The organism is Halomonas sp. Ps84H-12, from assembly GCF_024124725.1.
Classification (GTDB): domain Bacteria; phylum Pseudomonadota; class Gammaproteobacteria; order Pseudomonadales; family Halomonadaceae; genus Vreelandella; species Vreelandella aquamarina.
Map to the genome: position 1 here is coordinate 88,130 of NZ_JAMXSJ010000004.1, position 26,928 is coordinate 115,057.

General features: G+C 59.0%; 27 protein-coding genes. 22 read left to right on the plus strand and 5 right to left on the minus strand.

Features of this window, described 5'->3' with window-relative positions; genetic code table 11:
* Positions 1–27: 27 nt before the first annotated feature.
* A complete protein-coding gene (locus NH344_RS03075) occupies positions 28–786 on the minus strand; it encodes an SDR family oxidoreductase (protein ID WP_044629914.1) in 759 nt (252 codons plus the stop codon).
* A gap of 232 nt (positions 787–1,018) precedes the next feature.
* Between NH344_RS03075 and folK the strand changes: the two genes are divergently transcribed.
* Together folK and NH344_RS03085 are read left to right on the plus strand one after the other, a co-directional pair.
* Positions 1,019–1,459, plus strand: coding sequence for a 2-amino-4-hydroxy-6-hydroxymethyldihydropteridine diphosphokinase (folK, locus tag NH344_RS03080; protein ID WP_052509952.1), 441 nt, complete (start codon positions 1,019–1,021; stop codon positions 1,457–1,459).
* A 112-nt stretch (positions 1,460–1,571) separates the two neighbouring features.
* Positions 1,572–2,393 carry a flagellin gene (locus tag NH344_RS03085; RefSeq protein ID WP_044629916.1) on the plus strand — a complete coding sequence of 274 codons (822 nt, stop codon included), beginning with the start codon at positions 1,572–1,574 and terminating at the stop codon, positions 2,391–2,393.
* Between the two features lie 20 nt (positions 2,394–2,413).
* Here NH344_RS03085 and NH344_RS03090 read toward each other — a convergent pair whose 3' ends face one another.
* On the minus strand, positions 2,414–3,967 hold the full coding sequence (locus NH344_RS03090) for a BCCT family transporter (RefSeq protein WP_213262658.1): 1,554 nt from the start codon (positions 3,965–3,967) through the stop codon (positions 2,414–2,416).
* Positions 3,968–4,340: 373 nt separating this feature from the next.
* On the opposite strand from NH344_RS03090, the gene NH344_RS03095 reads away from it, so the two are divergent.
* The 4 genes from NH344_RS03095 to NH344_RS03110 all read left to right on the plus strand — a co-directional run bounded on the left by NH344_RS03095 (position 4,341) and on the right by NH344_RS03110 (position 7,809).
* Complete coding sequence (locus NH344_RS03095; protein WP_232059470.1) at positions 4,341–5,393, plus strand: ABC transporter substrate-binding protein; 1,053 nt, start codon at positions 4,341–4,343, stop codon at positions 5,391–5,393.
* Positions 5,393–6,175, plus strand: coding sequence for an ABC transporter ATP-binding protein (locus NH344_RS03100; RefSeq protein WP_062375517.1), 783 nt, complete (start codon positions 5,393–5,395; stop codon positions 6,173–6,175). The genes NH344_RS03095 and NH344_RS03100 overlap by 1 nt, the downstream gene beginning before the upstream one ends.
* A gap of 40 nt (positions 6,176–6,215) precedes the next feature.
* A complete protein-coding gene (locus tag NH344_RS03105; RefSeq protein ID WP_230834396.1) occupies positions 6,216–6,977 on the plus strand; it encodes an ABC transporter permease in 762 nt (253 codons plus the stop codon).
* A gap of 85 nt (positions 6,978–7,062) precedes the next feature.
* Complete coding sequence (locus tag NH344_RS03110; protein ID WP_044629921.1) at positions 7,063–7,809, plus strand: outer membrane protein OmpK; 747 nt, start codon at positions 7,063–7,065, stop codon at positions 7,807–7,809.
* A 26-nt stretch (positions 7,810–7,835) separates the two neighbouring features.
* Here the strand turns inward: NH344_RS03110 and NH344_RS03115 are convergent, their stop codons facing one another.
* On the minus strand, positions 7,836–8,573 hold the full coding sequence (locus NH344_RS03115) for a DUF481 domain-containing protein (protein WP_244891625.1): 738 nt from the start codon (positions 8,571–8,573) through the stop codon (positions 7,836–7,838).
* Positions 8,574–8,710: 137 nt separating this feature from the next.
* Between NH344_RS03115 and NH344_RS03120 the strand changes: the two genes are divergently transcribed.
* The 12 genes from NH344_RS03120 to NH344_RS03175 all read left to right on the plus strand — a co-directional run bounded on the left by NH344_RS03120 (position 8,711) and on the right by NH344_RS03175 (position 22,813).
* Complete coding sequence (locus NH344_RS03120; RefSeq protein ID WP_062359192.1) at positions 8,711–10,402, plus strand: sensor histidine kinase; 1,692 nt, start codon at positions 8,711–8,713, stop codon at positions 10,400–10,402.
* 45 nt (positions 10,403–10,447) lie between these two features.
* Entirely contained in the window at positions 10,448–11,179 is a 732-nt protein-coding gene (locus NH344_RS03125; protein ID WP_253027520.1) for a response regulator, read from the plus strand.
* 244 nt (positions 11,180–11,423) lie between these two features.
* Positions 11,424–12,419, plus strand: coding sequence for a tripartite tricarboxylate transporter substrate binding protein (locus NH344_RS03130; protein WP_058579794.1), 996 nt, complete (start codon positions 11,424–11,426; stop codon positions 12,417–12,419).
* A gap of 107 nt (positions 12,420–12,526) precedes the next feature.
* A complete protein-coding gene (locus NH344_RS03135) occupies positions 12,527–13,009 on the plus strand; it encodes a tripartite tricarboxylate transporter TctB family protein (protein WP_058579795.1) in 483 nt (160 codons plus the stop codon).
* A 49-nt stretch (positions 13,010–13,058) separates the two neighbouring features.
* Positions 13,059–14,558, plus strand: coding sequence for a tripartite tricarboxylate transporter permease (locus NH344_RS03140; RefSeq protein WP_253027521.1), 1,500 nt, complete (start codon positions 13,059–13,061; stop codon positions 14,556–14,558).
* Between the two features lie 377 nt (positions 14,559–14,935).
* A complete protein-coding gene (gene urtA, locus NH344_RS03145; protein WP_253027522.1) occupies positions 14,936–16,288 on the plus strand; it encodes an urea ABC transporter substrate-binding protein in 1,353 nt (450 codons plus the stop codon).
* Positions 16,289–16,371: 83 nt separating this feature from the next.
* Complete coding sequence (gene urtB, locus NH344_RS03150; RefSeq protein WP_044630207.1) at positions 16,372–17,982, plus strand: urea ABC transporter permease subunit UrtB; 1,611 nt, start codon at positions 16,372–16,374, stop codon at positions 17,980–17,982.
* A gap of 6 nt (positions 17,983–17,988) precedes the next feature.
* Positions 17,989–19,131, plus strand: a complete 1,143-nt coding sequence (urtC, locus tag NH344_RS03155; protein ID WP_228219184.1) for an urea ABC transporter permease subunit UrtC — start codon at positions 17,989–17,991, stop codon at positions 19,129–19,131.
* Complete coding sequence (gene urtD, locus NH344_RS03160) at positions 19,128–19,964, plus strand: urea ABC transporter ATP-binding protein UrtD (RefSeq protein ID WP_253027523.1); 837 nt, start codon at positions 19,128–19,130, stop codon at positions 19,962–19,964. Before urtC ends, urtD begins: the two co-directional genes overlap by 4 nt.
* On the plus strand, positions 19,964–20,671 hold the full coding sequence (urtE, locus tag NH344_RS03165) for an urea ABC transporter ATP-binding subunit UrtE (RefSeq protein ID WP_074211302.1): 708 nt from the start codon (positions 19,964–19,966) through the stop codon (positions 20,669–20,671). Before urtD ends, urtE begins: the two co-directional genes overlap by 1 nt.
* Before the next feature lie 174 nt (positions 20,672–20,845).
* Positions 20,846–22,219: a diguanylate cyclase gene (locus NH344_RS03170; protein WP_253027524.1), complete on the plus strand. Its 1,374-nt coding sequence runs from the start codon at positions 20,846–20,848 to the stop codon at positions 22,217–22,219.
* 48 nt (positions 22,220–22,267) lie between these two features.
* On the plus strand, positions 22,268–22,813 hold the full coding sequence (locus NH344_RS03175) for a copper chaperone PCu(A)C (RefSeq protein ID WP_253027525.1): 546 nt from the start codon (positions 22,268–22,270) through the stop codon (positions 22,811–22,813).
* A gap of 17 nt (positions 22,814–22,830) precedes the next feature.
* Here NH344_RS03175 and NH344_RS03180 read toward each other — a convergent pair whose 3' ends face one another.
* Positions 22,831–23,013, minus strand: coding sequence for a PepSY domain-containing protein (locus NH344_RS03180; RefSeq protein WP_253027526.1), 183 nt, complete (start codon positions 23,011–23,013; stop codon positions 22,831–22,833).
* On the minus strand, positions 23,010–23,279 hold the full coding sequence (locus tag NH344_RS03185; protein WP_253027527.1) for a PepSY domain-containing protein: 270 nt from the start codon (positions 23,277–23,279) through the stop codon (positions 23,010–23,012). The genes NH344_RS03180 and NH344_RS03185 overlap by 4 nt, the downstream gene beginning before the upstream one ends.
* A gap of 144 nt (positions 23,280–23,423) precedes the next feature.
* Here NH344_RS03185 and NH344_RS03190 point away from each other — a divergent pair, with 144 nt between their 5' ends.
* From NH344_RS03190 to ureC, 4 genes are all read left to right on the plus strand, one after another.
* Positions 23,424–24,308: an urease accessory protein UreD gene (locus tag NH344_RS03190; protein ID WP_253027528.1), complete on the plus strand. Its 885-nt coding sequence runs from the start codon at positions 23,424–23,426 to the stop codon at positions 24,306–24,308.
* Positions 24,309–24,341: 33 nt separating this feature from the next.
* Positions 24,342–24,644 (plus strand): urease subunit gamma, encoded by a 303-nt coding sequence (gene ureA, locus NH344_RS03195; protein ID WP_239296813.1) that lies wholly within the window; start codon positions 24,342–24,344, stop codon positions 24,642–24,644.
* A gap of 38 nt (positions 24,645–24,682) precedes the next feature.
* Positions 24,683–25,006, plus strand: coding sequence for an urease subunit beta (locus tag NH344_RS03200; protein ID WP_074211306.1), 324 nt, complete (start codon positions 24,683–24,685; stop codon positions 25,004–25,006).
* Between the two features lie 153 nt (positions 25,007–25,159).
* Positions 25,160–26,875, plus strand: a complete 1,716-nt coding sequence (ureC, locus tag NH344_RS03205) for an urease subunit alpha (RefSeq protein WP_253027529.1) — start codon at positions 25,160–25,162, stop codon at positions 26,873–26,875.
* Positions 26,876–26,928 lie beyond the last annotated feature (53 nt).

Here is a 26,928-nt window from a genome sequence, read left to right on the forward strand (position 1 = left end):
GCCTTCGGGCGGCCTCATTGCGTTGGGTCAGTCGCGCCGCTCGCCAGGGTAGTTTTCGGAGTGGCGACCCTCTAGGTTGATCGATTCGCCGCCGTCTACAAATAGCACTTGCCCGGCCACAAAGGCATTATCCAGCAAATAGTGCAAGGCTTGTACAAGGTGTGCTGGGTTGCCTTGGTGATTGACCGGAATGCCTTCGATGCGCCATTGGATATAGTCGCTGGTACGCTGGGAGGCAGGCAGCACTACCCCGGGGGCGATACCGTTAATCCGTAGGCGCGGAGCAAACTCCAGCGCTGCCATACGGGTCATCTCAGCTAGGCTTTTCTTGGAGAGCAGGTACGCCGCATACGGATATTGGTGATAGGCCACTTTGTTGTCGATGATGTTGATCACCTGACCGTGCTCTACCGCCTCGGCAAAATGGCGTGTGAGTAGCAGCGGGGTAAACATATTGACCCGAAACTGGGTCTCCAGCATGGCCATATCGGTACGGGCAATCGGCGCTGGTTCATAAGCTGAGGCGCTATTGAGCAGCACGTTCAACCCAGGAAAACGCGTTTTAGCTTGGGTGATTAATCCTTCTAGCGAATCCTCTAAAAAGTTGCAGGGCAGAATCTCGCACTCACGACCCTTGCCGCGAATTGCGTCTGCCACTTCCTCTGCTTCCCCCCGGGAGCTATTCACGTGTAACGCGATATCAAAGCCCTTATCGGCTAGCGCTTCAGCAAAATAGCGGCCCAGGCGCGTGGCGCCGCCGGTTACAAGTGCAGCAGGTGTCTCCATTGCTTTATCCCTCGCAGCAGGTAGTGTTTGTTAACTAACGTTGTCATGGTAATCAAAAAGACTCTCTGCGTGAGCGGTAGCGTTTGTCAATAACTTGTACAGAGATTGAACGGGATGATTAACCGTCTACTCTGTTGGGGCGCCGATTGATGCCTATACGCTAAAACGGTGTGGGCTAGGTCATAGGCTCACCAGCCGTTAGTCATCCAGCCTCTTATATTGGGATATAGTTATGTCATTAAGGTCGTCACCCGTAACGTCAACTCCCTCGCCCGTGTCGGCTCAACACGAGTGCGTTATCTCGCTAGGAACCAATATTGAGCCAGAGTATCACTTTGCCAAAGCCCTTGAGATTTTGAGCAGTGAGTGCGAACTGCTGGCCCGCTCCGAAGCGGTGCGCACTGCCCCGGTAGGCTTTCAGCAGCAGCCAGACTTCTTAAATGCCGCCCTGGTGGTGCGCACTACGCTTGAGCTGGGCGACTTTAAAGCCTACCTAAAAGAGGTTGAGCATCGCTTAGGCCGTGTTCGCGGGCCGATCAAATCTGGCCCCCGGACCATGGACTTAGACATTGTGGTCTGGGATGGCGAAGTGGTCGACGATGGCTACTTTCATCACGACTATGTTCGGGGGCCGGTGGACGAAGTGCTAGCCGTACTGAAGAGGCCGAACTGAAAAAATAGTAGCGACTGGGAAAGTTTTACGGGGCAGGGCTCACGTTTTCTAAAGATAGGCCGATATTCACGCTACTTCCGCACTGTTTGCGTTCACTTCCGAGGTCAAGCCCGTGATCAGCCTTGCGACTAATATCATGTCGCTACTGGTGATGAATAATCTACGCAGTAGCCAGCAAGCAATGCAGACCTCCATGGAGCGTCTGTCGTCTGGGCTGCGTATTAATAGCGCCAAGGATGATCCGGCAGGCCAGGCGATTGCTAATCGCATGGGCGCACAAATTCGCGGTATGAACCAGGCGATCCGCAATACCAACGACGGTATCTCTATGGTGCAAACCGCAGAAGGTTCGTTGGACCTGATCAACGACAGCCTTCAGCGCATCCGCGAACTCAGCGTTCAGGCGCTCAACGGCACCAATTCCTCAGAAGATCGGGCGTCTATTCAGTTAGAGATCGACCAACGGTTGGAAGAGATTGATCGCGTCGCCGAGCAGAGCAACTTTAACGGTATTAGGCTGATCGAGAGCGATAAAGCGCTTAATATTCAAGTAGGGGCCAACGCTGGGGATGTGATTGGCGTGAGCTTTTCGGCGATGGGGCGTCAGGCGCTGGGGTTGGATAATTTCAGCGTATTAGATGATGTCTCGGCCACGCCCAAACCAATGGATGTCGTCGATGAAGCCATTAAGCAGGTCGACCGCCAGCGCAGCTATTTAGGCGCGGTGCAGAACCGCTTCGAGAGCGTCATTGACGGGCTTAACACCAGCATCATTAACACCTCCGCTGCCCAGTCGCGTATTCAAGACGCCGACTACGCGCAAGAAGTCTCCAATCTTATTCGCGCCCAACTGCTTCAGCAGGTGGGTATCGCGATGCTGACCCAGGTGAACCAACAGCCGCAGATGATTCTGCGGCTGTTGGAAGGGCTGTAGTTAGAATTGGCCGATCATCGTCACTCGATGATGCCCTGTTCACGCGCCATGGCGTAAGCCGCCTGCGGGCCGTTCCACAGCGAGGGCAGCAGAATCAGCGACACCGGGATCGCGGTAATCACGATAAACTGCTGCAGCGCGCCAATTTGACCTGCACCCATATACAGCAGCACGGCCGCCATCAGGGCCATCGCAATGCCCCAGAAAGCGCGCATGCAGGGGCTGGGGGCATCGTGTCCCGCACCGACAACGGCAATCGCGTAGCTCATGGAGTCGCCGGTGGTGGCCACAAAAATCGTGGTCAGCAGCAGAATCGCCAGTGCCATCCAGGTGCCGCCGGGCAGCGCTTGAGCCACCGTGAGAGTCGCCACGTCAAACTGGAAATTGTTGAGCGCTTCGGTCAGGTCAATTACCCCGGTCAACTGATAGTAAATGCCGGAGCCGCCCAGTAGCGTAAACCATACGGTGGTGGCAATCGGGGCGAGTACGGCAACCGCCAGAATCATTTCACGAATGCTGCGGCCCCGTGAAATGCGCGCCACGAAAATCGCCATCAGCGGTGCATAGCCGATAAACCAAGCAAAGAAGAACACCGTCCACCACTGCATCCACCACGCCGGGGCGGTTTCAGAGGTCATCGTGGCCATGGTGAAAAACTCGCTGACATACGCGCCCATGCTGGAAACGTAGGTGTTCACCAAAAACAGCGTGGGGCCGAACATGATAATCACGGCGCCGATTGCCAACGCCAGCAGTACGTTGAAGCGGCTCAGCAGTTGGATGCCTTTATGTACCCCGCTCATGGAGGAGAGCACATAAATAGTGCCCAGTACGGCCAGAATTATCAGTTGCCCGGTGTAGCCTTCCGGCAGGCCAAACAGCTCATGCAGGCCAAAGCTCACCTGAGTTGCCAAAAAGCCGATGGGGCCTACCGTGCCTGCCACTAAGGCAATCACGCAGCAGGCATCCACTAAACCGCCCAGCGGGCCACGCATCAAGCGTTCACCAAAAATCGGGTAGAGCAATGTGCGCGGCTGCAGCGGTTGGCCTTTCACGTAGTGCGCATGGGCCAGCACCACGGCGGTGAGCGAGCCCAGCACCGCCCAGGCCATAAAGCCCCAGTGCATAAACGACTGCGCCAGCGCGCCGGATACCGCTTCAGCGGTGCCCGCTTCGGTATCAAAGGCGGGTGGGGTGACCACAAAGTGGTACACCGGCTCGCCCGCGGCAAAAAACACCCCACCACCGGCTAACAGCGTACATAGAATGATGGAGAGCCACTTAAAGGTGCTTATTTCTGGTGCATCGAGATTGCCGATCTTAGCTTTTGCCGCAGGCGTTAAAGCAACGCCGATGGCGATAAAAAACGTCAGCAGAAGCAGCAGCTGGAAATAGCTGCCCAGCACCAGCGCGGTCCAGGCAAAGCCTGCGCTGATAGAGTTGGCGACTAGATCAATGTCGTAAAACGAAAGCGCCAGAAACGCCACGATGAAGCCGATGCTAAGCACCAGCACGATAGGATCGCCGAGGGAAAACCGCGAAGGCCCCTCGGCGCGTTGGGCAGGTTGGTTCATGAAGAGCACCTATTTGGAATGGGAGGTTGCAGGAAAGAGCGGGAGCAGAACCTTTAGCTTAATAAACCCAAGAGGGAGCCGACTTAACGCCGCTGGCCACAGGTTTTCAAAGCAAAAAAAAGCGCCATTCAATGAATGGCGCGAGGACAGGAAACTGAGCACAGTATACCGCCGAACTAGACCAAAGTCTAACGGCTTGGTCAAAAATGTTTTCTAATGGTGCGCGGCCAGTGCGTGGCGCACCATTTTGGCGCTTTCGAGGGCGGGGAATGATCCATTTTCGGGCCTAAGTTCATGAATAAAAAGTAAAAAGCAAAAGATGGCGGTGTTTCTGCATAGCCTCTGCAATTTTGTATACAAGGTGTTCACTGCCATGCCGACTCGCTCCCGTACTGCCCGTTCCCCTTTGTTTCCGCTAGCGCTATTTGGCGCGGTGCTGATGATGCCGCTCGGCGCTGCTGCCGAGACGACCTCGATTCGCTTCCAGCTGGACTGGCGCTTCGAAGGCCCGGCAGCGCCGTTTCTGATGGCAGCCGAAAAAGGCTACTTCGCCGAAGAAGGTCTGCAGGTTCAGATCGATTCGGGAAGCGGCTCTGCAGGGGCGGTGAACCGGGTGGCCTCGGGCGCCTATGAGATGGGCTTTGGCGATCTCAACGCGCTGGTCGAATTCCTTGCGGAAAACCCGGAAGGCCCCGGCATCAAGGGCGTCTATATCGTTTATGACGGCACGCCCGCGGCGGTGTTTGCGCGCAAGGAGAGCGGCATCGAGAGCCCCGCTGACCTGGCAGGCAAGACCATCGCCGCCCCGGCCTTCGACACCGGCTATCGCGCCTGGGGCATCTTTGCCGCTGCCAATGGGCTGGAGGCCGACGCGGTGGCGTGGCAAAACGTCGACCCTGCGCTACGCGAAACCCTGCTGACCCGGGGCGATGTCGATGCCATCACCGGCTTCTACTTCACCAGCCTGCTCAACCTGGAAGAGCGCGGCATGAGCGAAGACGAGCTGACCATCATGCCGTTCCCCGACTACGGCGTCCCGCTGTACGGCAACGCGATTCTGGTCAGTGATGCCTTTGCCGATGCCAACCCCGAGGCCGTGAAGGGCTTCCTGCGCGCCTTCAACCGTGCGCTGGGAGAGACCCTGGCAGACCCCGAAGCAGCCATCGAGTACGTGCGTAACCGCGACGGCCTGATCGATGTCGAGATGGAAACGCGTCGCCTGAAGCTGGCGTTGGAGAGCGTGGTGGATACCCCCGATGCCCGTGAATATGGTGTGGGCGGTGTGGATGACGAGCGGCTGAGCCAGGCGATTCAACTGGTGGCGGATGCTTACGATCTGCCCACGTTGCCATCCCCCGATCAGGTCTTTGACTCCCGCTACCTGCCGCCGGTAGAAGAGCGCATGCTGCTGCCGGAGGCGGAGTGATGTCGGCAGCGTTCGTCCGCTTCGATGACGTCAGCCTGGCGTACGACGGCGCGGGCAACGCCATCGAAGATATCGACCTGTCGATCCACGAAGGCGAGTTCGTCGCCTTCGTGGGGCCGTCAGGGTGTGGCAAATCCACCTTTATGAAGTTATGCACGGGCCTGCACGCACCTACCCAAGGGAGTGTCAGCGTGGATGGCGCGCCGGTCACCGGACCACTGAAAATCTCCGGTATGGCGTTTCAGAATGCCAACCTGCTGCCCTGGCGTACCACGCTGGATAACGTGCTGCTGCCGCTGGAAATTGTTGAGCCCTACCGTCGGCAGTTTCGTAAGCGTCGCGAGGAGTTTGTGGGCTGGGCGCGCTCACTGCTGAAAACCGTCGGGCTCGCCGAGCATGAGAATAAATACCCTTGGCAGCTCTCCGGCGGCATGCAGCAGCGGGCGTCCATTTGCCGGGCGCTGATCCACCAGCCGCGCCTGCTGATGTTGGACGAGCCCTTTGGCGCGCTAGACGCTTTTACTCGCGAAGAGCTGTGGTGCGTACTGCGGGATTTATGGGAAGCCCAACGGTTTACCGTGGTGCTGGTAACCCACGACCTTCGTGAAGCGGCCTTCTTAGCCGATACGGTGTATGTGATGAGCCGCCGCCCAGGTCGCGTTATTGAGCGTCGCTCCATTGAGCTGCCTCGCCCCCGAGCGTTGGAGACCACCTACGAAAAACCCTTCATTGATCTGGTGCAGGAACTACGCGCCCAGATTGGCGAAGTGCGTAGCACCTGATCGATGACTCTCTGCGTCGGCACCATTAAGGCATTTTTTTATGACCGTAAATAGCAAACTGATTGAACGTCTGGCGCCCTGGATCGCGGTGGTGGTGCTGGTGATGATCTGGGAAGTCACAGTGCGGCTATTTAACGTACCGAGCTTTATCTTCCCCAGCGCCTTGGAAACCGCGCAGGCGTTGATTACCTATGCAGGCCCCATTGGTCAGCACTCTTGGCAAACCTTCTGGACCACGCTGATCGGTTTTGGGTTGGGAGTGGCGGTCGGGTTAGTGCTGGGCTTTATCATCGGCTCGTCGCGCTTTTTGTATAACGCCTGCTACCCGCTGCTGGTGGGGTTTAATGCCATTCCTAAAGTGGCCTTTGTGCCAATTCTGGTGGTCTGGTTTGGTATCGGTTCGGTACCTGCGATTCTCACTGCCTTTTTAATCTGCTTTTTTCCCATTGTCGTGAATGTGGCCACAGGGCTGGCAACCCTGGAGCCAGAAATGGAAGACGTGCTGCGAGTACTGGGTGCGCGGCGCATGGATGTGCTTTTGAAAGTAGGGCTGCCGCGTTCGCTGCCGTACTTTTTTGCCTCGTTGAAAATCGCCATCACCCTAGCGTTTGTGGGCACCGTCGTATCGGAAACCGTCGCCTCTAACCAGGGCATCGGCTACCTGATGATGAGCGCTGGTTCGCAAATGCGTATGGGGCTGGTATTCGCCGGGCTGCTGGTGATCAGCGCGATGGCCATGGTGATGTACGAACTGTTTGCCCAATTAGAAAAGCGTATGACTGCCTGGGCACACCGTAGTTGAGAAAAGAAACGCCGTAGCGGCGAAGTACCGCTGCGGTTTAACTGAATTTGCTGGCATAGCCAGTGTTGAACAATAAGGGGACCCAATGAAATATTTACCCATCGCTAGTTTAGCCGCTGCCATGTTGATATCACCGCTTGCCTCGGCTGAAAAACTATTTTCAGACTCAAGTATCTCGCTGCTATATAGCGATCAGTACCAAGCGTTTGGGCGTAATGAGCGCACCGATACCTATGTCACCTTTGAAAACGTGACGGCACACGACTGGGGCGGCACTTTTTTGTTTGTGGATCGTAACCAAGGGCGAGGTAAAGCCGATGGTGACGACGATCTGTATGGCGAATTCTCCCCAACGCTCAGCCTTGGCTGGCTAAGTGGCGTCGATTTGCAGCGGGGCGCGCTGAAAGATGTGTCGCTAGCAGGAACCTATGAATTTGGCGGCGGCACCAATGCTACCAACATTCTGACAGGCGTGAGTTTCGCCTGGGACGTGCCAGGCACAACGTACTTCAACAGCACGTTCTACTACGTCAATAACAGTGAAATCGCCGATGATCTGCAAATGACGCTCACCTGGGGTGCGCCGTTTGAGGTGGGAGCATCGCGTTTTCTGTTTGATGGCTATATCGACTACTCAACGTCGGCATCGGACCATGACGCAGAGTTTCATTTCAACCCACAGCTAAAATTAGACTTAGGGCACTACCGTGGCCGTCCAGGGGTGCTCTACGCAGGGATTGAGTACTCCTACTGGCACAATAAATATGGCCTTTCCGACAGCGTTATGGATACGGAAAGCGCGGTGAGTGCACTGGTTAAATTTCACTTCTAATCGGCGTGGGTAGCACCATGATGGTGCTACCAGCTATACAGCAGCGAGGCGCTGGTCGTGGTATCAGTGCGCTCGCTGGCATCCTCCGGGGGTTGTGAGTTGTGCTTCACTTCATAAGAGAGGCGCAGCGACAGCCTAGCGTTAAGACGGGCGGTAAGCGCCGTTAGCGAACGGCCGGTGGTGTTTGCATCGGTGTACTCTACCGACATCTCCTGGGCAATATCAGCGTAATCAGAGAGTCGGTAGCGGTAGTCCAGCGCGGTATAGGCCACGGCCAACTGCTGGTTATCTTCTTTTCGCGGGCGATCATTGCGGTAACCCGGGCCTGCTTCCAGCGAGAGCGTGTGCTGCTTATTCTCTAACAACTGCCGTCCATAGCCACCAATTACCGAAAGCTGTTGGTCGTACCCGGCAAAACGGTCCTTCTCCCAGCGGGCAAAGCCAAACAGGTAGTGCGGCCCGCTAAAGTCGTAGCGTTCACGCCCTGCGAGCAGATATTGCTCCGCGCTGGTTTCGCCATCCTTGCTGACGTTACGCACTTCGCCGCGTAGCGAATGGGTCAACTGCCCCGTTAGCCAGGTCAGGCGGGTCTTGCCGATCAGGGTTTGGCTGTCGGTGTTGCCAGAAAGATGGGTAAAACCAAGCTCCGCATCGCCGCTAAATTCGGGGGTGTCCTCTTTCGGAGGCGGCGGCGCATAGAACGGCGAGGCAGCAACGCCGGTCGCCCAAAGTGCGCTGCTAGTGAATACCAGTGAGCGTAGCAAATGTCGCACAACACTCCTCCTTGAGCTTGGGTTCAGTAAGTGGCTGCTATATAAGCAAAGTGAGGTGAAAGCGCAACGACTAACGCCGCTTGGCGCTGCGTGCCATAATGACGCGGTCGCGCACCATGAGTTCCGTTATGACTGCTCCTCGCCCCCGAACACTAGCCGAATTACAGCGCTGGCGCCGTACCCGCGCCAAGCGCCGCTGGTACAAACGCAGTTTTCGCCTGCAAGTCATGATGCTGGTGGGGCTGCTGCTGGCGGGTATGTTGCTGGCCCAGGGCACCTATTTGAACCACCGCAAAGCCGAGATCATCACCCACCAAATGGGCGAGCGGGCACTGGCTGTGGCCAAAACCGTGGCCGGGATGCCGCAGATTGTAAACGCTTTTTCCTCTCCTGACCCCTCCGCCATTATTCAGCCCCTTGCCGAACGAGTCCGCCAGGAGACTGGCGCGCGCTACGTGGTGGTGGGTAATGCCCAATCGATCCGCTACTCCCACCCTGTGCCCGAGCGTATCGGCCAGCCCATGGTGGGCGGCGATAACGACCAGGCGCTTATCTATGGCCAGTCGTATGTTTCCGAAGCCACCGGCACGCTGGGTACGGCCATGCGCGGCAAAACTCCGGTGTGGGATGAGGAGGGCAATATCATCGGGGTGGTCTCGGTGGGCTTTATGCTCGATCGCGTCGATATGGACGTGGCCCGCTACACCAGCCTCGGCTGGGCGCTGGTGGCGCTGATGATTATGCTGGGGTTCGCCGGTGCTTACTGGCTGTCGCAGCACTTGAAAAAGATCATTTTAGGGCTGGAGCCTTACGAAATCGCCCGCTTGGCGATGGAGAAAGAGGCCATCCTGCAATCGATTCACGAAGGCATTCTCGCGGTGAACCGGGATGGCCATATCACCCTGGTGAACCAGCAGGCGCGGCGCTTTTTAGAGCTGCCCGACGAGCATGTGCTGCTGGGTCAGCCGATCCGTGAGGTGGTGCCCAATTCGCGGCTGTTGGAAGTCTTGAAGCATGGCGAGCAGGAGTTTGACCAGGAGATGTGGCTGGGGGATCACCCGGTGGTGGTCAATCGCGTGCCGATTCTGCATGAAGGGGAAATAGAAGGGGCTGTGGCCACTTTTCGTAGCCGCCGAGAAATTATCGACCTCTCCCAAGCACTCACCCAAGCCAGTCGCGATGTGGATATGCTGCGCGCCCAGGCCCACGAGTTCTCCAACAAGCTCTACACCATCTCCGGCCTGTTGCAGTTGCAGCGTATCGACGAAGCATTGGCGCTGATTCACCAGGAAACCGAGCGCGCCCAGGCGCAAATGAGCTTTTTAATGCGCCACGTGGCGGATGCGGTATTGAGCGGCACGCTGCTGGGCAAACTCACCCGCGCCCGCGAGCTGGGCGTTACGTTAGAAATCGACGAGCAGAGCTCGCTCTCCTGCCCGCTGACGCCCACCGGGCAGGAGGTTATGATGAGCGTGGTGGGTAACTTACTGGATAACGCCTGCCACGCTGCGCTCAACGGCCCTCACGGCGACCAGCCCACTGTGCGGCTGTTTTTCACCGACCTGGGCGAGCAGCTACTTATTGAAGTGGAAGATAACGGTGCCGGGGTGCTCGCCGAGCATGCGGAGTCGATTTTTGCCGAAGGATTTTCCACCAAAACCGGCAAGCATCGGGGCATAGGGCTGGCCCTGGTGGCGCGGCTGTGCCGCCAGCACGGGGGCGCAGTGACGCTGGAAGAGAGCGAACTGGGCGGCGCATGCTTTATTGCCGTGCTGGACCGCTCGCTATGCGCCGAGGCCGCCACCGAGCCTGCGCCCTGATAACGACACGAATAATGACGACGCTAATGAATAAGAGGAAACGCCATGTCTGCGACGCAATACGGCATTTTGGTCGTCGAAGACGATTTTCGCATTGCCGATATCCATCGCGCCTTCATCGAGCAGAGCGAAGGGTTTTACGTGGTCGGCATGGCGCGCAACGGCAGCGAAGCCAAGGCGCTAATGGCACAGCACGCCGCCGATATTCAGCTCATTTTGCTCGATGCCTACTTGCCCGACGTGGAGGGGCTCGAACTACTCTGGGCCATCCGACGGGATCATGTTCATGTGGACATCGTCATGGTCACCGCCGCCAAAGAGGTGGAAACCATCAGCGAAGCGCTGCGTGGCGGCGTGTTCGACTACCTGATCAAACCCATCGAAGCGACCCGCATGAACCAGATGTTGACTCGCTTCCGCCGCGAGCGTGAAGTGCTGGCGAACCGTGCCGAGATGAGCCAGGACGAGTTGGATCACGTGTTGGCCCGGGTTACCCCGAGCGAACCCACACGCTCCGACAGCCGAGCGCTACCCAAGGGCATCGACCGCTTAACGCTGCGCCGGGTGGTGGATGCGCTGGCTGCCGCGCCCGACTCGCTCACCGCGATGCAGGTAGCACGCACTATGGGCGCCAGCCGCTCAACCGCGCGGCGCTATTTGGAGTTTTTAGTCGCTGAACAGGCGGTGAGCGCCGAGCTAGGGTATGGCGATGTTGGCCGCCCCGAACGGCGCTATCGGCTGCTAGGCGCCGCTAAGGGGTGGTTGGACAGTCTCTAAGTGCCTCGGCGTGAACAAAATGAACAAAACGCACAAAAAGAACAGTTTGTCGTTTATGGTCATAAGCTTGTCGTCGGGGGTAGCACTCTTCTAACGTTCACGGCGTAACCACACAAAGCTAATCATCGAGTGCTAAGCGCTGCTGGTTAGCCGTGCTTTTGGTTTGTTCGGCGCACACAACAAACCGCGCCCACCAAAACACCGTTTGAACAATAACGCCTGAACAAAAACGTGGAGAACGCCAATGACTACGCTTTCCTTGAAGCGCATCGCCGTGCTGGCCCTGCCGATGGCGGCCCTGGCCATGACGACATCTGCCCAAGCGCAGGAGTGGACGCCGAGCAAGTCCATCGAATTCATCGCCCCCGCCAACCCCGGCGGCGGTTGGGATACGCTGGTACGCACCATGTCCCGCGTGATTCAGCAGGAGTCTCTGGCAGACGAAAGCTTCGCGGCCATCAACGTACCTGGCGGCGGCGGTGCCGTGGCGTGGGCCCAGGTCGCCCGCGATAGCGGCAACCCCCACAAACTGTTTGCCACCAGCCCGCCGATGATTCTGGTGCCGCTGGCAGGCGCTTCCCGCTACGACCACACCGACTTCACGCCGATTGCGCGTATCAACACCGACTACTCCATCATCCTGGTCGCGGCGGACTCCGAGTACCAAACCCTCGATGACCTGTTCGAAGCACTCAAAGCCAACCCCGGCCTGAGCGTAGGTGGCGGCAGTGCGCCTGGCTCCATGGATCACATTTCAATAGCGGGCTTGGCCTCGGCAGCGGGAATGGAAGCGTCTGCAGTGAACTACATTCCGTTCTCCGGCGGTGGCGATGCCATGACCAACCTGATGGGCGGCCACATCGAAGCGGTGATCGGCGGTGCTGGTGAAGCCGTGGGCCAGCTTGGCGAAGGCAGCCAGCTGCGCGCGCTGGGCGTCTCTTCTGAAGAGCGTCTGGGCGGCGGTTTGGCCGACGTGCCCACCTACCAAGAGCAGGGCTACGACTACACCTTCGATATCTGGCGTGGCGTGATGGGCGCGCCGGAAATGCCGGAAGAAGCGGTGGAGTACTACGAAACGCTATTCGCTGAAATGCTCGAAACCGACGCATGGCGCGAAGCCAGCGACCAGCTGGGCTGGATCGATGCCTACCAGGATAGCGAAACGTTTGGTGCCTTCCTGGATGAGCAGCAAGCGCAGTTCAGCAGCGTGCTGACCGATCTGGGCCTGCTGCGCCAGTAAGCGCCAGCGCCCGTTAGAGATTCCCCGGTGGCGCCACGCCGCTGGGATCTTCTGTCTGTTACCGCGAGGGCCAGCGCATCCGCGTTGGCTCCTTCGGAGAAATCCCAATGACCCGATTGAATACTAACCAGTGGCTAGCGCTTGTACTGGCGCTGGTGGCGGCTGCTTATTTAGCCATGGCTTGGCAAATCCCGACGTTCCCCTTACCGCGTCCGGTGGATTCCGACCTGTTCCCCAAAGTATTGGGTGTGTCTCTGCTGCTGCTGGCGGCGCTGCTGTTTTTTGAAAAGCCGAGCGCTATTGCCGGGGCCGATGAGATCGACCATGAGGCCACCAACGGCCCGCTGCTGTTCACCCCCTGGGCGCGTGTCATTGTGACCTCGTTAGCCATCGCCGCCTATGCGTTTTTGCTGGTGCCGCTGGGCTTTGTCTTGGCTTCCACGCTCTTAAGCGTTGGTTTAACCGCCTACTACGGCTATCGCCGCCACGGCATCAACCTGGCGGCATCGCTGGGTGTGGTGCTGGCCCTTTACCTGACCATGACACGGGTAATGGATGTTTACCTACCCACCGGCGTACTGCCGTTCTAAGCAGGGCGTGCTGACGCACGCTTAGCGGGTTTTAACGCGAGACACTCCCATGGATGCCTTAAACAATCTGATGTATGGCTTTGGCATCGCGCTTGAGCCAATCAATATCGCTTACGTTTTCGCCGGTGTGTTTGCCGGTACCATTATCGGTATGCTGCCAGGCCTAGGGCCGATCAGCGCGCTGGCGCTGATGATTCCGATTACCTTTGCCATGGAGCCCTCCTCTGGTTTGATTCTGATGGCAGGGGTCTATTACGGCGCTATTTTCGGCGGCTCGACCTCATCCATTCTGCTCAACGCCCCCGGCGTGGCGGGCACGGTGGCAACCTCCTTTGACGGCTACCCGATGGCCAAGCAGGGCATGGCGGGTAAGGCACTGGCCATTGCGGCGTATGCCTCGTTTATCGGCGGTACGGTATCGGTGATCTTTTTGATGCTGGTGGCACCGCTGCTCTCCAAAGTGGCGGTAAGCTTTGGCCCTGCTGAGTACTTTGCACTAATGGTGCTGGGCTTAACGGCGGTGGTGTCACTGTCGGATAAATCCTTGGTAAAAGGCCTGATTGCGGCGGTAGTGGGTGTGATGATCTCGATTGTGGGGATCGACACGCAAACCGGTACTGAACGCTTTACCTTCAACTCGATTCAACTGCTCGACGGTATCGACTTTCTGGTAGTGGCGCTGGGTATCTTCGCCCTGGCGGAAGTGTTCTACATGCTGCTGCGTGGGGGCGGTGGCAAGGAAGCTCCGCGCAATGCCATCGGCTCGCTCAAGCTGAGCGGTAGTGAAGTGAAGCAAATTGCAGGCCCCATCAGCCGTAGCTCGGTACTGGGCTTCTTTACCGGCGTATTGCCGGGGGCGGGCGCCACCATTGGCTCTTTCCTGGGCTATAGCATGGAGAAGCGCCTAGCGAAAGATGGCGACACCTTTGGCCAAGGCAACATCAAAGGTGTGGCCGCGCCGGAAGCGGCCAACAATGCCGCGTGTACCGGCTCTTTCGTTCCGCTTTTAACCCTAGGTGTGCCGGGTTCCGGCACCACGGCGGTACTGCTGGGCGCGCTGCTGGTAATGGGCGTCACCCCTGGCCCGATGATGCTGGAGCAGCGCCCGGACGTGTTTTGGGGCGTGATTGCCAGTATGTATATCGGCAACATCTTCCTGCTGGTGCTAAACCTGCCGCTGATCCCGCTGATCGCTAAAATCCTCGACCTGCCGCGCCCGCTGCTGCTGTCGATGATTCTGATCTTCTGCATGATCGGCGTTTACGGCATGAGCTTTAGCGTCTTCGACCTGCTGCTGCTGTTGGGCTTTGGCCTGTTGGGCTTGGGCATGCGCCTGTTTGGCTTCCCCACGGCGCCGCTGATTCTGGCGCTGATCCTGGGTAACATTATGGAAGAGTCCATGCGCCGGGCGCTGCAGATCTCTGGTGGCGACTGGACCACCTTTATCGATAAGCCGATTTCGCTCTCTCTGTTGGTGATTGCGATGCTGTCGCTGGGCCTGCCGTTGCTCAAGAAGCGTCGTAATAAAGCGGCCACTGCCGCTAACTAACGCTCAGTGCGGTACCCCCAAAGCGCCCTAGCGTCTGCTAGGGCGCTTTTTTTATGGTGCATCCCCGCCGGTGGTGCAAAGCGCCGTGTTGGTGCATGAATATCGTGCATGCGCGCCGCCGCGTTGCGCCATCTTGGTGCTAAGCCGCCTGAGTTGTGTTTTTTGTACACGGCTAAGTGATTGATTGTATTTTTAATAGTGGCCTTTGTTCCACATTGGCGCACCCCTTGCAGTGTGTATAGCGACGTGTGAATACGAGTTGTAACTCGCGACCCACGAGTGGACGCACCAAGTGCCCCGTCGCCTCAATAACGACAACGCTTGGTCGCGGTACCCCAAACACGAGCCCCAACCATAAGGGGCGCAAGGAGGTTCAAGTGACCACACTGCAGCGCAAGACATACCCACGTACCCTTAGCCGTTTCGCCACTGCCCTGGTCACCGCCGCTGTGATGGGCGCCAGCGTGCAAGCGGTTGCCCAAGACGACGACCCCATCAAAGTCGGTATTCTGCACTCGCTCTCCGGCACCATGGCCATCAGTGAATCGACCCTGAAAGACACCGTGGAAATGCTCATCGAGCAGCAGAACGAAGCCGGAGGCCTGCTTGGCCGTCAGCTAGAAGCCGTGGTGGTTGACCCCGCGTCTAACTGGCCGCTGTTTGCCGAGCGCGCCCGCGAGCTGCTGGCCCAGGAAGAAGTGGATGTGATCTTCGGCAACTGGACCTCCGTCTCCCGTAAAGCGGTGCTGCCGGTGGTGGAAGAGCTGAATGGCCTGCTTTTCTACCCGGTGCAGTACGAAGGCGAAGAGTCGTCTGAAAACGTCTTCTACACCGGTGCCGCCCCCAACCAGCAGGCCATTCCTGCCGTTGAGTATTTGATCAACGAAGTCGGTATCGAACGCTTCGCGCTGATCGGCACCGACTACGTCTACCCGCGCACCACCAACCGCATCTTGGAAGCGTTCCTGAAAGATGAGCACGGGGTGGCCGAAGAAGACATCATGGTCAACTACACGCCGTTTGGTCACTCGGACTGGCAGAACATCGTCTCCGAAATCCGCCGCTTTGGCGAAGAGGGCAAGCCCACGGCGGTGGTCTCCACCATCAATGGCGATGCCAACGTGCCGTTCTACCGTGAGCTGGCCAACCAGGGGATCGATGCCGCGGATATTCCCGTCATTGCCTTCTCGGTGGGTGAGCAGGAGCTGTCCGGTATCGACACCGCGCCGCTAGTGGGCCACCTGGCCGCCTGGAACTACTTCATGAGCGTGGACACCGACGCCAACTACGACTTTATCGACGCCTGGATCGACTGGACGGGCGATGAAGAAGCGGTCACCAACGACCCCATGGAAGCGCACTACATCGGCTTCAACATGTGGGCCGAAGCGGTGCGTAAAGCGGGTACCACCGACGTGGATACGGTGAAAGACGCGATTATCGGCGTGACCGTGCCGAACCTCTCCGGCGGTTACTCGGCGATGATGCCTAACCACCACATCACCAAGCCGGTGTTGATCGGTGAAGTTCAGGATAACGGCCAGTTCGATATCGTCTGGCAAACGCCCTCTACCGTGGCCGGTGATGCGTGGTCGGATTACCTGCCGGGCTCCCGTGACCTGATCTCTGATTGGCGCAAGCCCATGGAGTGCGGCAACTTTAACGTTGTGAACGGTTCCTGTGGGGGCAGCACCGCAGCAGAAGAAGCCGAAGCAGCGCTCGCCGAGTAACTTTCGTCCCCTACTGTGCCAGCGCAATGGCGCAGTAGGGGAGCACGCTACCTCTCCCATTTGATCACCAAAGGAAGAACCCCATGAGGCGTTTTCTTTCCTTGGGGCTACTGTGCCTGATGCTGCTCGGCACCGCCGTGTCGGCGCAGGCACAAAGCAGCTCCTCGACTCCCGATGACCAAGCCGCACTCGCGCTGTTGACCGCGCTGGATGTGGACTCCTACCGCGATAAAGGCGAAGCCATTACCGCTATTCTACAAAGCGACGATGAGCGCGCCCGCGACTGGCTGCAGGCACTGCTCGATGGCCGCCTGCAGCGCACTGACGATGGCCGCTTCGTGCTGGTGCTGGATAATCGCGGCCGTGACTGGCCGGTGGCCGATGCGCTGACTAACGAGCCGCTGGGCGAAATGTCCCGCCGCGACCTGGACCGTATCGGCATCAACAACGCGCTGCGTAACCAGCTACGCAGCGCCATTGCCGTGGTGGACCTCTACTCGCCTAACGTAGAGCGCCGCCGTACCTCCGCCGACCGTTTGCTGGGCGAAGTGGACGGCGAGCTGGCCGAAACGCTGGAACCGGTGATTGCTGACGCGGAAGATGAGTACGTTCGCACGCGCTTGGCCCAAGCGGTGGCGATTTATCGCGCCGAGCAGGGCGAGATGGCGGGTGTCGAGGCGCTCACCGGCAGCCTTCACCCGCGTGCTCGCGTGGCGTTAGGCCGTGCGGCTAATAGCGACGACCCTGTTGTTGCCGAGGCAGCAGCCACGGCGCTGGCCGGTATTGAACAGCAGCTCAAGATTAACCGGGGCCTGGAAACGCTCTACTTCGGCTTGAGCTTGGGCTCGGTGCTGGTGCTGGCAGCGATTGGCCTGGCGATTACCTTTGGCGTGATGGGCGTGATCAACATGGCCCATGGCGAGCTGATGATGCTGGGCGCCTACACCACCTGGATGATGCAGCAGCTGCTGCCGGGCCAGCCCGGGCTGGCGCTGATTCTGTCTATCCCCGCAGGCTTTATGGTGGCCGCCCTGGTGGGCATTGCCATTGAGCGGGGTGTGATCCAGTTCCTCAAAGGCCGCCCGCTGGAAACCCTGCTGGCAACCTTCGGTATCAGCCTGATTCTGCAGCAGCTGGTGCGCACGGTGATTTCACCGCTCAACCGCACCGTGGTGACGCCAGAGTGGATGAGCGGCTCGCTGGTGATCAACGACGCGCTCTCGCTGACCCTCAACCGTATGTACGTGCTTGGCTTTGCGCTGGTGGTGTTTGCCGCGCTGATGCTGATTATGCGCCGCACCCGCTTAGGGCTAGAAGTGCGTGCCGTGACCCAAAACCGCGCCATGGCGCGCTCCATGGGCATCCGCGCCACCCGCGTGGATATCATGACGTTTGCGCTGGGCTCCGGCGTGGCGGGCTTGGCGGGCGTGGCGCTCTCCCAGCTCACCAACGTCGGCCCCAACCTGGGCCAGAACTACATCATCGACTCGTTCATGGTGGTGGTGTTCGGCGGCGTGGGTAACCTGTGGGGCACGCTAGTGGCGGGGCTCTCGCTGGGGGTGATCAACCAGGTACTGGAGCCCTGGGCGGGCGCGGTGCTGGCCAAGATTATCGTGCTGGTCTTCATTATTCTGTTTATTCAAAAACGCCCGCGTGGACTCTTCCCGCAGAAGGGCCGGGCTGCGGAGGGCTAACCCATCATGATGACATCATCTTCTCAACGGTTCTGGCTGCTACGCCCGTTCGGCGAACGGGCCACCCAGCTCTTTCTCGGCGTGCTGTTTGCCGCGCTGCTGCTGGTCACCGTGCTGCACGTGGCAGTGCCGCAAGGGCATCCGCTGCATGTCAACGCCTACACCGTGAACCTGTTCGGCAAGTACCTAAGCTATGCGCTGCTGGCCGTGGCGGTGGACCTGGTGTGGGGCTATCTGGGCATTCTGAGCCTGGGCCACGGGGCGTTTTTCGCCATTGGCGGCTACGCCATGGGCATGTACCTGATGCGCCAAATCGGTGACCGTGGCACCTACGGCCACCCGGTACTGCCGGACTTTATGGTGTTCCTGAACTGGGACAGCCTGCCCTGGTACTGGCACGGCTTCGATATGGCCTGGTTTGCCTTTGCCATGGTGCTGCTGGCCCCTGGCCTGCTGGCGCTGGTGTTCGGCTTCCTGGCCTTCCGCTCGCGGGTAACCGGGGTGTATCTGTCGATTATTACCCAGGCGCTGACGTTTGCCCTGATGCTGGCTTTCTTCCGCAACGAGATGGGCTTCGGCGGCAACAATGGCCTCACCGATTTCCGTGAGCTGCTGGGCTTCAACCTGCGCAGCAACGACACGCGGCTGGGGCTGTTCATTGCCACTGGGGTGGCGCTGGCGCTGGGCTACATCCTGTGCCGTGCCATTGTCACCAGCAAGCTGGGCCGCGTGTGCGTGGCCACCCGCGATGCCGAAGCGCGTACGCGTTTCATCGGCTACCGGGTCGAACGCTTCCAGCTGTTCGTGTTCGTGGTCTCGGCCATGCTGGCGGGCCTGGCGGGGGCGCTTTATGTGCCTCAGGTAGGCATCATCAACCCCAGCGAATTCTCGCCGCTGTTCTCCATCGAAATCGTGCTCTGGGTAGCACTGGGTGGCCGGGCCACGCTGTACGGTGCGGTAATTGGCGCGATTTTGGTCAACTACGCCAAAACCATCTTCACCGGCATTATGCCCGATGCTTGGTTGTTCGCTCTGGGTGCGCTGTTCGTACTGGTCACGGTGCTACTGCCTAAAGGCGTAGCGGGGCTGTTAGGCCACCTAAAGCGCCGTAAAGAGGATAGCCACCCATCCAAGGAGGCCGCTGCATGAGCCTATTACAATCGCTAAAAGCGCGGGATCGGGTGTTTGATTTTATGGCGCCAGAGGCCTCGCCGGTGGACGTGCGCCACGGCCCGATTCTGTATATGGAAGATGTCACCGTCAGCTTCGACGGTTTTAAAGCCATCAATAACCTGAACCTGACCATCGACGACGGCGAGCTGCGCTGCATTATCGGCCCTAACGGGGCCGGTAAAACCACCATGATGGATATCATCACTGGCAAGACGCGGCCTACCGAGGGCAGCGTGTGGTTCGGCAGCCGCCACAACCTGCTACAAATGAACGAGCCAGACATTGCTAGCCTCGGCATTGGCCGTAAGTTCCAGAAGCCCACGGTGTTCGAAGCGCTCAGCGTGTTCGAGAACCTGGAGCTGGCAATGGCCGCCGATAAGCGCATCTTCCCCACGCTGACCGCCCGCATGACCGGGGAGATTAAAGACCGCATCGACGACGTGCTGGAAACCATCGGCCTGACCGAGCTGCGCTTTCAGCCCGCCGGTATTCTCTCCCACGGCCAAAAACAGTGGCTGGAGATTGGCATGCTGCTGATGCAGCGCCCGCGCCTGCTGCTGGTGGATGAGCCGGTGGCCGGGATGACCGAGCAGGAGATGGAGCGCACCGCCGAGCTGCTCACCGGCCTTGCTGGCAAGCAGTCGGTGGTGGTGGTAGAGCACGACATGGGCTTTGTGCGCTCGATTGCGCGCAAAGTAACCGTGCTGCACCAGGGCAGCGTGCTGGCCGAAGGCAGCATGGATCAGGTCTCCAACGACCCCAAAGTGGTCGAGGTGTATCTAGGGTCGGATGAAGAGGAGAGCGCCTGATGCTGGCGATTGAAAAGCTCAACCAGTTCTACGGCGAGAGCCATACGCTGTGGGACTTAGACCTAGACGTGCCCGCCGGGCAGTGCACCTGCGTGATGGGCCGCAACGGGGTGGGTAAAACCACCCTGATGAAAGCCATCATGGGCGAAGTCGCAGTGAAAAGCGGTCAGTTGCGCTACCAGGGCGATGGCAGTGAGGTCGAGCTCACCAAAAAAGCCGTGGAAGCGCGCTCGCGCCTGGGCATCGGTTTTGTGCCCCAGGGGCGGCAGATCTTCCCGCTGCTGACGGTGGAGGAGAACCTGCGTACCGGGCTTGCTGCGCGAGGCGACGGGCTGAAAAAAATCCCCGAGCGTATCTACGAGCTGTTTCCGGTGCTCAAGGAGATGAAGCACCGCCGTGGCGGCGATTTGTCCGGTGGGCAACAGCAGCAGCTCGCCATTGGCCGCGCGCTGGTGATCGAACCGAAACTGCTGATTCTCGATGAGCCCGGCGAGGGCATTCAGCCCAATATCGTCGCCCAAATCGGCCAGGTGATTCGCCAACTGATCAAAGAGGATGGTTTAACGGTGCTGCTGGTCGAGCAGAAGCTACCCTTCGCCCGCAAATACGCCGACCGCTTCGTGATTATGGATCGCGGCCGCCCGGTGGCTAAAGGCGAGATCAGCGAACTCTCTAACGAGCTGATTAAGCAGCATTTGACGGTTTGAGTTATCCACAACCCTTTTAACCTTTCTTTTCCTGTTGACAGAGCACACTCTAATAGCCCTCTCGTTTCATGTAGAAAAGAGGGGGTTTTTTGCTTAAAACCCTGCGCTGAGTAGGTTTTGGCGCTGCGTTTTATGTGTAACATGGCGGGTTTCAAAATAACTATCGGGTGGGGTATGCGCTATAAAGACAAACATCAGCTCGCTGCCGAGTGGCAGTCACTCCTGGAGCGCACGCCTTTGGCGCTACGCCAGGCGGTGGAGACACTGGTGGAGTCCCGCCGCGATATCTTTGCCGATCATTTCTATCAAGTGATGCTGGAAGACCCCCACGCGTCGCTGTTTCTCTCCAATGAGCAGGTGAAAAACCGGCTTCACCCCTCCATGCAGCGCTGGCTCAGCGCTATGTTTGCCGTCGAGCATGCGGATTTCGAATCGCTGGTCGAGCAGCAGGAAAAGGTCGGCCAGGTGCATGCGCGTATCGATATCCCGGTGAACTTGGTACTTAATGGTGCACGGCAGTTAAAGCAGGCGCTTTATGAGCACATTAACAGCACCTTTAGCGCTGAACTCTCTTCCGGTGATGCAGCGGTTTACGTGTCTGATCATATTGATATGGCCATGGAAATAATGAGCCATGCCTATTCAGTGGCGAATAATCGTAATACCCGTATGGAAGAAGCCTATAAGCTGTTCTCTTTAACCCAGAGTATTGGTGATGAGCGCGAGCGCCAGCGCTCCGCGCTGCTTAATTGGGAGAACGCGCTCATGTTTGCCGTGGCTGCGCAGCAGGCAACGACGGCTTTACCCCGATTAGCCAGCTCCGAGTTTGGGCTTTGGTATCACCATAAAGCGTGCCACGCCTTTGAGGGCGCGCCGGAAATCACCACCATTTCCCGGCATATTCGACTTGTGGATGAGCAGTGGCTCGCTCAGCTAGGCGACCCAGACAGCCAGCTTCGTTTGGCCGCGTTGAGTAATATTCGTGATGCGGCGCGCACAATTTTGATGCTGCTAGACGATATTCTGGATCGCGCCTCGGGGCTCGAAGCAGGCCGCGATAGCCTGACGCGTTTGCTCAATCGCAAGTTCCTCTCGGTGGTGCTGAACCGTGAAATAGAGATCGCGCGCCACTCGGAAAAGTGTTTTGCCTTGCTCATGGTGGATGTTGATCACTTCAAGTCGATCAACGATACCCATGGCCATGATGCGGGCGATAACGTGCTGCAACAGGTCGCCAGCATACTGGATCGCTCTACCCGAGGCGGCGACTACGTGTTCCGCATGGGCGGTGAAGAGTTTCTGATTGTGCTGGTGGATACGGATCAAGACGGCAGTCGACTGTTTGCCGAACGGCTGCGCCACGCGGTGGCCAAAGAGCCGATGTTAGCCGCTGCCGATACGCTACTGAACGTCACGGTGAGCGTCGGGGTTACGCTTCATGATGGCCACCCAGACTACCAACGCTCGATGCAGCGCGCCGACCAAGCGCTGTACCAAGCGAAGCGCAGCGGGCGTGACCGGGTGGTGGTTGCCGCTGCCACTGAGTAATATCGCGGTAAGCGCTAGGTTTTGGCGATGTTACCCACGGAGAACACTATGTTGATGCGCCGTTTTATGCTGTTAACCGCACTGTTGTTCATGAGCACGCCGCTGATGGCGGCTCATCATGGCATCGACCACTCTAATGCCATGGAAGGCCACTCCTCTATTGAAGTGGTGCAACCCTGGACCCGTGCAACGCCGCCGGGGGCCGGGGCGGGCGGTGGCTTTGTCACTCTCACCAATCACGGAGATGGCGATGATATGCTGCTGGGGGCGACCAGCCCGATCACCGAGCGTGTCGAGATCCATATTATGGAGATGGACGGCGATGTGATGCGCATGGTACCCCTGCCCGGTGGCATCGAGCTACCGGCGGGCGAGAGCGTGACGCTAGCGCCGGGCGGTTTACACTTGATGTTGATGGAACTGGGCTCACCCATTGTTGAAGGTGAACCCGTCCCCGTAACGTTGGAGTTCCAGCACGCCGAGCCGATGGAGATCGAGCTTCAGGTGCTGCCAGTGGGTGCCTCTCCGGAAGGGAGCCACCATGAAGGTAGTCACCCTAAAGGTGCCCATGATCATGGGCACGCGACGCACTAAGTCGGCCTACCGCCCTGTTAGCTTTGGCGAGCGGGGCGACGCTTCCACCACATCACGCCTGCGGCCACGCACATCACGATGATGGCGATGCATACCGTCAGCAGGAAAAGCTGATTGATAAGCCCAAACTCCTGCCCCAAGTGAACGTTAACCCCAAATTCCAGCCAGCGGCCTAGCGGGCCATAGTCGGCGTAGCTCATATCGAGCAGCGGCTCACCACGCCGCCCCTACCGTTGCGCGGCCACCAGAGATAAATGCCGGTGGCGACTAACAAAATCGGCCAGCCCGCGGCAATCTCAATCAGCTTGCGCGGGGTTTGCCCGAAGAACTTGAAGCTATGCAGGTAGCGAACGGTCCACATCACCGTTCCCCGGTCATCCAGCGAACCAAGCACCTCAGCCGTATAGGGATTGACGTACACGGCCAGCCGTTCGCCGGTTAGGTGCAATGTGATGGCTATATGCACATATTTGGTGCATTGGAGGGCTGGGCAAGAGGGTTGAGGCTCAAAAAAAGATCTTTATGACGGTAAAAAAGCGCCTTCACCATTTTGGCGCATTCTTTGCATTTATAAGGCAATGATGAATCCACAAGGAAGCGACAGCGCCCCATGATGTTGAGCGAACTTGCCCCACCCGCTGCTGGTTCCGGCCACCGCTTTGACGCCGAGCGCCGCTGGGCCGCCTCGCTGGCCCTGCGCTTTGCCAACCGCGATGGCGTGACCCGGTTAGTGCAAGCGCGCCACCAAGGTCCGTTACGGGTACAGCGCCCCTTCTACCCAGAAGGCAGCCAGGAAGCGTGCCACGTTTACGTATTGCACCCGCCCGGCGGGCTGGTGAGCGGTGATGCGCTGACCATCCGTGCTCATATCGAGCGCGAAGCTCATGCGCTGCTCACCACCCCCGCTGCCAATAAGCTCTACAAAGCCGACAGCCAAGGCGTGGCCTGGACACAGCACACCGAGCTGACGGTAGAAGAGGGCGGCACCTTAGAGTGGCTGCCCCAGGAAACCATCGCGTTTAACGGCTCAAAGGGCCACCAGCGCACCCATATCGCGCTGCACGCTGACGCCCGCTGCCTGGGCTGGGAAGTGATGGCGCTCGGCCGCCCGGCCAGCGATCTGCCCTATGTCACGGGGCGCATCGAACAGCACTTTCGCTTAACCCTGGATGGCAAGCCGCTGTGGCTTGAGCGCCAGCCGCTGGACCCCGCGCACCCACGCTTTGCGGGCCGCTGGGGGCAGGGCGGCGCCACGGTGCAGGCCACGCTCTGGGCGGTGGGCATTGACGATGCCCCGGCGGCCATCGAAGCACTGCGCGAGGCGCTGCCGGATAACCCCCGCTGGGCAGTGACGGAACGCCATGGCGTACTGCTGATGCGCTATTTAGGTGCATCCCGAAACGAAGCCTGGGCCCTGTGTGAACACGCCTGGCAGCTACTGCGCCCGCGCTGGATCGAACGCGAAGCGCATACGCCGCGCATTTGGCTAACCTGATTGGCAACACGCTGATAACGCTGGAGACACTCCATGGAACTGACCCCACGAGACAAAGACAAGCTGATGCTGTTTACCGCCGCCCAGCTTGCCGAGCGCCGCAAAGCGCGTGGTTTAAAACTGAACTACCCCGAAGCGGTAGCGCTGATCAGCTTTGAGATTATGGAAGGTGCACGGGATGGCAAGAGCGTGGCCGATTTGATGAGCTACGGCCGCGAGATCCTGACCCGCGACGACGTGATGGAGGGCGTGGCGGAGATGGTCGATGAAGTGCAGGTGGAAGCCACTTTTCCCGATGGCACCAAGTTGGTCACCGTCCACACTCCGATTAACTAACCGTCCCCTGCTAGGAGAGCGCCATGATGTCCGGCCCAATGATTCCAGGACAGTATCAGTTACAAGAGGGTGATATCGAGCTGTGCGCGGGTCGCGAGCGTATCACCGTGGAGGTGGCCAACACCGGCGACCGCCCCATTCAGCTTGGCTCCCACTACCACTTTGCTGAAGCCAACCCCGCGCTGGTGTTTGACCGCGATAAAACCCGTGGCTATCGGCTGGACGTCGCCGCAGGCACCGCCATTCGCTTCGAGCCTGGCCAAACCCGCGAAGTCACGCTGATTCCGTTCGTCGGCAAGCGGGAAATCTACGGCTTCCGTGGCGATGTGATGGGGCCGCTGGATCGTCCTCTAAAAAACTAATGGCGTAAGGCGATTAGGCATCGGCAGGCCATCGCTCATGGGACTGTCTGCGGCATGGATGCCGCAGCCAAGCGTACAAGGACGTATTCACAGCGTGTCCCATGAGTGATGGCCTCCCCAGTGCCAAGCTTCATCTTTTAGGAGAGGCAATACATGAAACCGGTAAACAGAATCAGTCGGCGCGCCTACGCCGATATGTACGGCCCCACGGTAGGCGACCGCGTGCGCCTGGGCGACACCGAGCTTTGGATTCAAGTCGAAAAAGACGCCACCCACTACGGTGAAGAAGTGAAGTTCGGCGGCGGCAAAGTTATCCGCGATGGCATGGGCCAAAGCCAGCGCCAGGATGCCTCGGTGATGGACACTGTGATCACCAACGCGCTGATTTTAGACTGGTGGGGCATCGTCAAAGCCGATGTAGGGCTGCAAAACGGCCGCATCGCCGCCATCGGCAAAGCCGGTAACCCCGACACCCAGCCCGATGTCGAGATCGTCATTGGCCCCGGCACCGAAGTGATCGCGGGTGAAGGCAAAATCCTCACCGCAGGCGGCATCGACGCCCACATTCACTTCATCTGCCCCCAGCAGGTGGAAGAAGCGCTGATGAGCGGTGTTACCACCATGCTGGGCGGCGGCACCGGCCCCGCCACGGGCTCCAACGCCACCACCTGCACCCCCGGCGAGTGGCACATTGGCAAGATGCTTCAAGCGGTGGACGACCTGCCCATGAACATCGGTCTGCTCGGCAAAGGCAACGCCAGCCTGCCAGAAGGGCTCGAAGCACAGCTGGAAGCGGGCGCGATGGGTCTCAAGCTGCATGAAGACTGGGGCACTACCCCCGCCTCGATTGATACCTGCCTGAGCGTGGCGGAAAAGTACGATGTGCAGATCGCCATCCACACCGATACGCTCAACGAATCCGGCTTCGTGGAAGACACCCTGGCGGCGTTTAAAGAGCGCGGCATTCACACCTACCACACCGAAGGCGCAGGCGGCGGCCACGCCCCGGATATCCTCACCGCCTGCTCCAAAGAGTACGTGCTGCCGTCCTCCACCAACCCCACGCGGCCCTACACGGTGAACACCATCGACGAGCATCTCGACATGCTCATGGTCTGCCACCACCTGGATCCCAATATTCCCGAAGACGTGGCCTTTGCCGATTCGCGTATTCGTCGCGAAACCATCGCCGCCGAGGATATTTTGCACGACCTGGGCGTGATCTCGATGATCGCCTCCGACTCCCAGGCCATGGGTCGCGTAGGTGAAGTCGTCTGCCGCACCTGGCAAACGGGGCACAAAATGAAGGTGCAGCGCGGCCTGTTGCCGGAAGATGAAGCGCTGGGGGCCGATAACCTGCGTGCTAAACGCTATATCGCCAAGTACACCATCAACCCCGCCATTACCCACGGCATTGCCCACGAAGTTGGCTCGATCGAAGTCGGTAAGCTGGCGGATTTGGTGCTGTGGAAGCCTGCTTTCTTTGGCGTCAAACCCGCGCTGATTCTGAAGGGCGGCATGATTGCCGGTGCGCCCATGGGCGACCCCAACGCCTCCATCCCCACGCCGCAGCCGGTGCATTATCGCCCCATGTTCGGCACCTTTGGCCGGGCGGCCAGCCAGGTAAGGCTCAACTTCGTCAGCCAGGCGGCCATCGATGCGGGCATCAAGGAGCGGCTGGGCCTGCAAAGTACGCTGTCGGCCTGCAAGAACGTGCGCGGCGTGCGCAAAAAGGATATGAAGCTCAACGACGCTTGCCCAGAACTCACCGTCGACCCGCAAACCTACGAAGTGCGCTGCGACGGCGAACTGCTCACCTGCGAACCCGCAACTGAACTTCCGCTGGCGCAGCTGTATCACTTGTTTTGATTGAGTTGTTGCCCGGGGCGCCGAGGGTAGGCCTACGAGAGGGCGCTGTAAAT

Excerpts from the sequence above, each read along its gene's own strand:
- NH344_RS03075 (WP_044629914.1), bottom strand. The coding sequence starts at position 786 with ATGGAGACACCTGCTGCACTTGTAACCGGCGGCGCCACGCGCCTGGGC.
- folK (WP_052509952.1), top strand. The coding sequence starts at position 1,019 with ATGTCATTAAGGTCGTCACCCGTAACGTCAACTCCCTCGCCCGTGTCG.
- NH344_RS03090 (WP_213262658.1), bottom strand. The coding sequence starts at position 3,967 with ATGAACCAACCTGCCCAACGCGCCGAGGGGCCTTCGCGGTTTTCCCTC.
- NH344_RS03095 (WP_232059470.1), top strand. The coding sequence starts at position 4,341 with ATGCCGACTCGCTCCCGTACTGCCCGTTCCCCTTTGTTTCCGCTAGCG.
- NH344_RS03100 (WP_062375517.1), top strand. The coding sequence starts at position 5,393 with ATGTCGGCAGCGTTCGTCCGCTTCGATGACGTCAGCCTGGCGTACGAC.
- NH344_RS03105 (WP_230834396.1), top strand. The coding sequence starts at position 6,216 with ATGACCGTAAATAGCAAACTGATTGAACGTCTGGCGCCCTGGATCGCG.
- NH344_RS03110 (WP_044629921.1), top strand. The coding sequence starts at position 7,063 with ATGAAATATTTACCCATCGCTAGTTTAGCCGCTGCCATGTTGATATCA.
- NH344_RS03120 (WP_062359192.1), top strand. The coding sequence starts at position 8,711 with ATGACTGCTCCTCGCCCCCGAACACTAGCCGAATTACAGCGCTGGCGC.
- NH344_RS03125 (WP_253027520.1), top strand. The coding sequence starts at position 10,448 with ATGTCTGCGACGCAATACGGCATTTTGGTCGTCGAAGACGATTTTCGC.
- NH344_RS03130 (WP_058579794.1), top strand. The coding sequence starts at position 11,424 with ATGACTACGCTTTCCTTGAAGCGCATCGCCGTGCTGGCCCTGCCGATG.
- NH344_RS03135 (WP_058579795.1), top strand. The coding sequence starts at position 12,527 with ATGACCCGATTGAATACTAACCAGTGGCTAGCGCTTGTACTGGCGCTG.
- NH344_RS03140 (WP_253027521.1), top strand. The coding sequence starts at position 13,059 with ATGGATGCCTTAAACAATCTGATGTATGGCTTTGGCATCGCGCTTGAG.
- urtB (WP_044630207.1), top strand. The coding sequence starts at position 16,372 with ATGAGGCGTTTTCTTTCCTTGGGGCTACTGTGCCTGATGCTGCTCGGC.
- urtC (WP_228219184.1), top strand. The coding sequence starts at position 17,989 with ATGATGACATCATCTTCTCAACGGTTCTGGCTGCTACGCCCGTTCGGC.
- urtD (WP_253027523.1), top strand. The coding sequence starts at position 19,128 with ATGAGCCTATTACAATCGCTAAAAGCGCGGGATCGGGTGTTTGATTTT.
- urtE (WP_074211302.1), top strand. The coding sequence starts at position 19,964 with ATGCTGGCGATTGAAAAGCTCAACCAGTTCTACGGCGAGAGCCATACG.
- NH344_RS03170 (WP_253027524.1), top strand. The coding sequence starts at position 20,846 with ATGCGCTATAAAGACAAACATCAGCTCGCTGCCGAGTGGCAGTCACTC.
- NH344_RS03175 (WP_253027525.1), top strand. The coding sequence starts at position 22,268 with ATGTTGATGCGCCGTTTTATGCTGTTAACCGCACTGTTGTTCATGAGC.
- NH344_RS03180 (WP_253027526.1), bottom strand. The coding sequence starts at position 23,013 with ATGAGCTACGCCGACTATGGCCCGCTAGGCCGCTGGCTGGAATTTGGG.
- NH344_RS03190 (WP_253027528.1), top strand. The coding sequence starts at position 23,424 with ATGATGTTGAGCGAACTTGCCCCACCCGCTGCTGGTTCCGGCCACCGC.
- ureA (WP_239296813.1), top strand. The coding sequence starts at position 24,342 with ATGGAACTGACCCCACGAGACAAAGACAAGCTGATGCTGTTTACCGCC.
- NH344_RS03200 (WP_074211306.1), top strand. The coding sequence starts at position 24,683 with ATGATTCCAGGACAGTATCAGTTACAAGAGGGTGATATCGAGCTGTGC.
- ureC (WP_253027529.1), top strand. The coding sequence starts at position 25,160 with ATGAAACCGGTAAACAGAATCAGTCGGCGCGCCTACGCCGATATGTAC.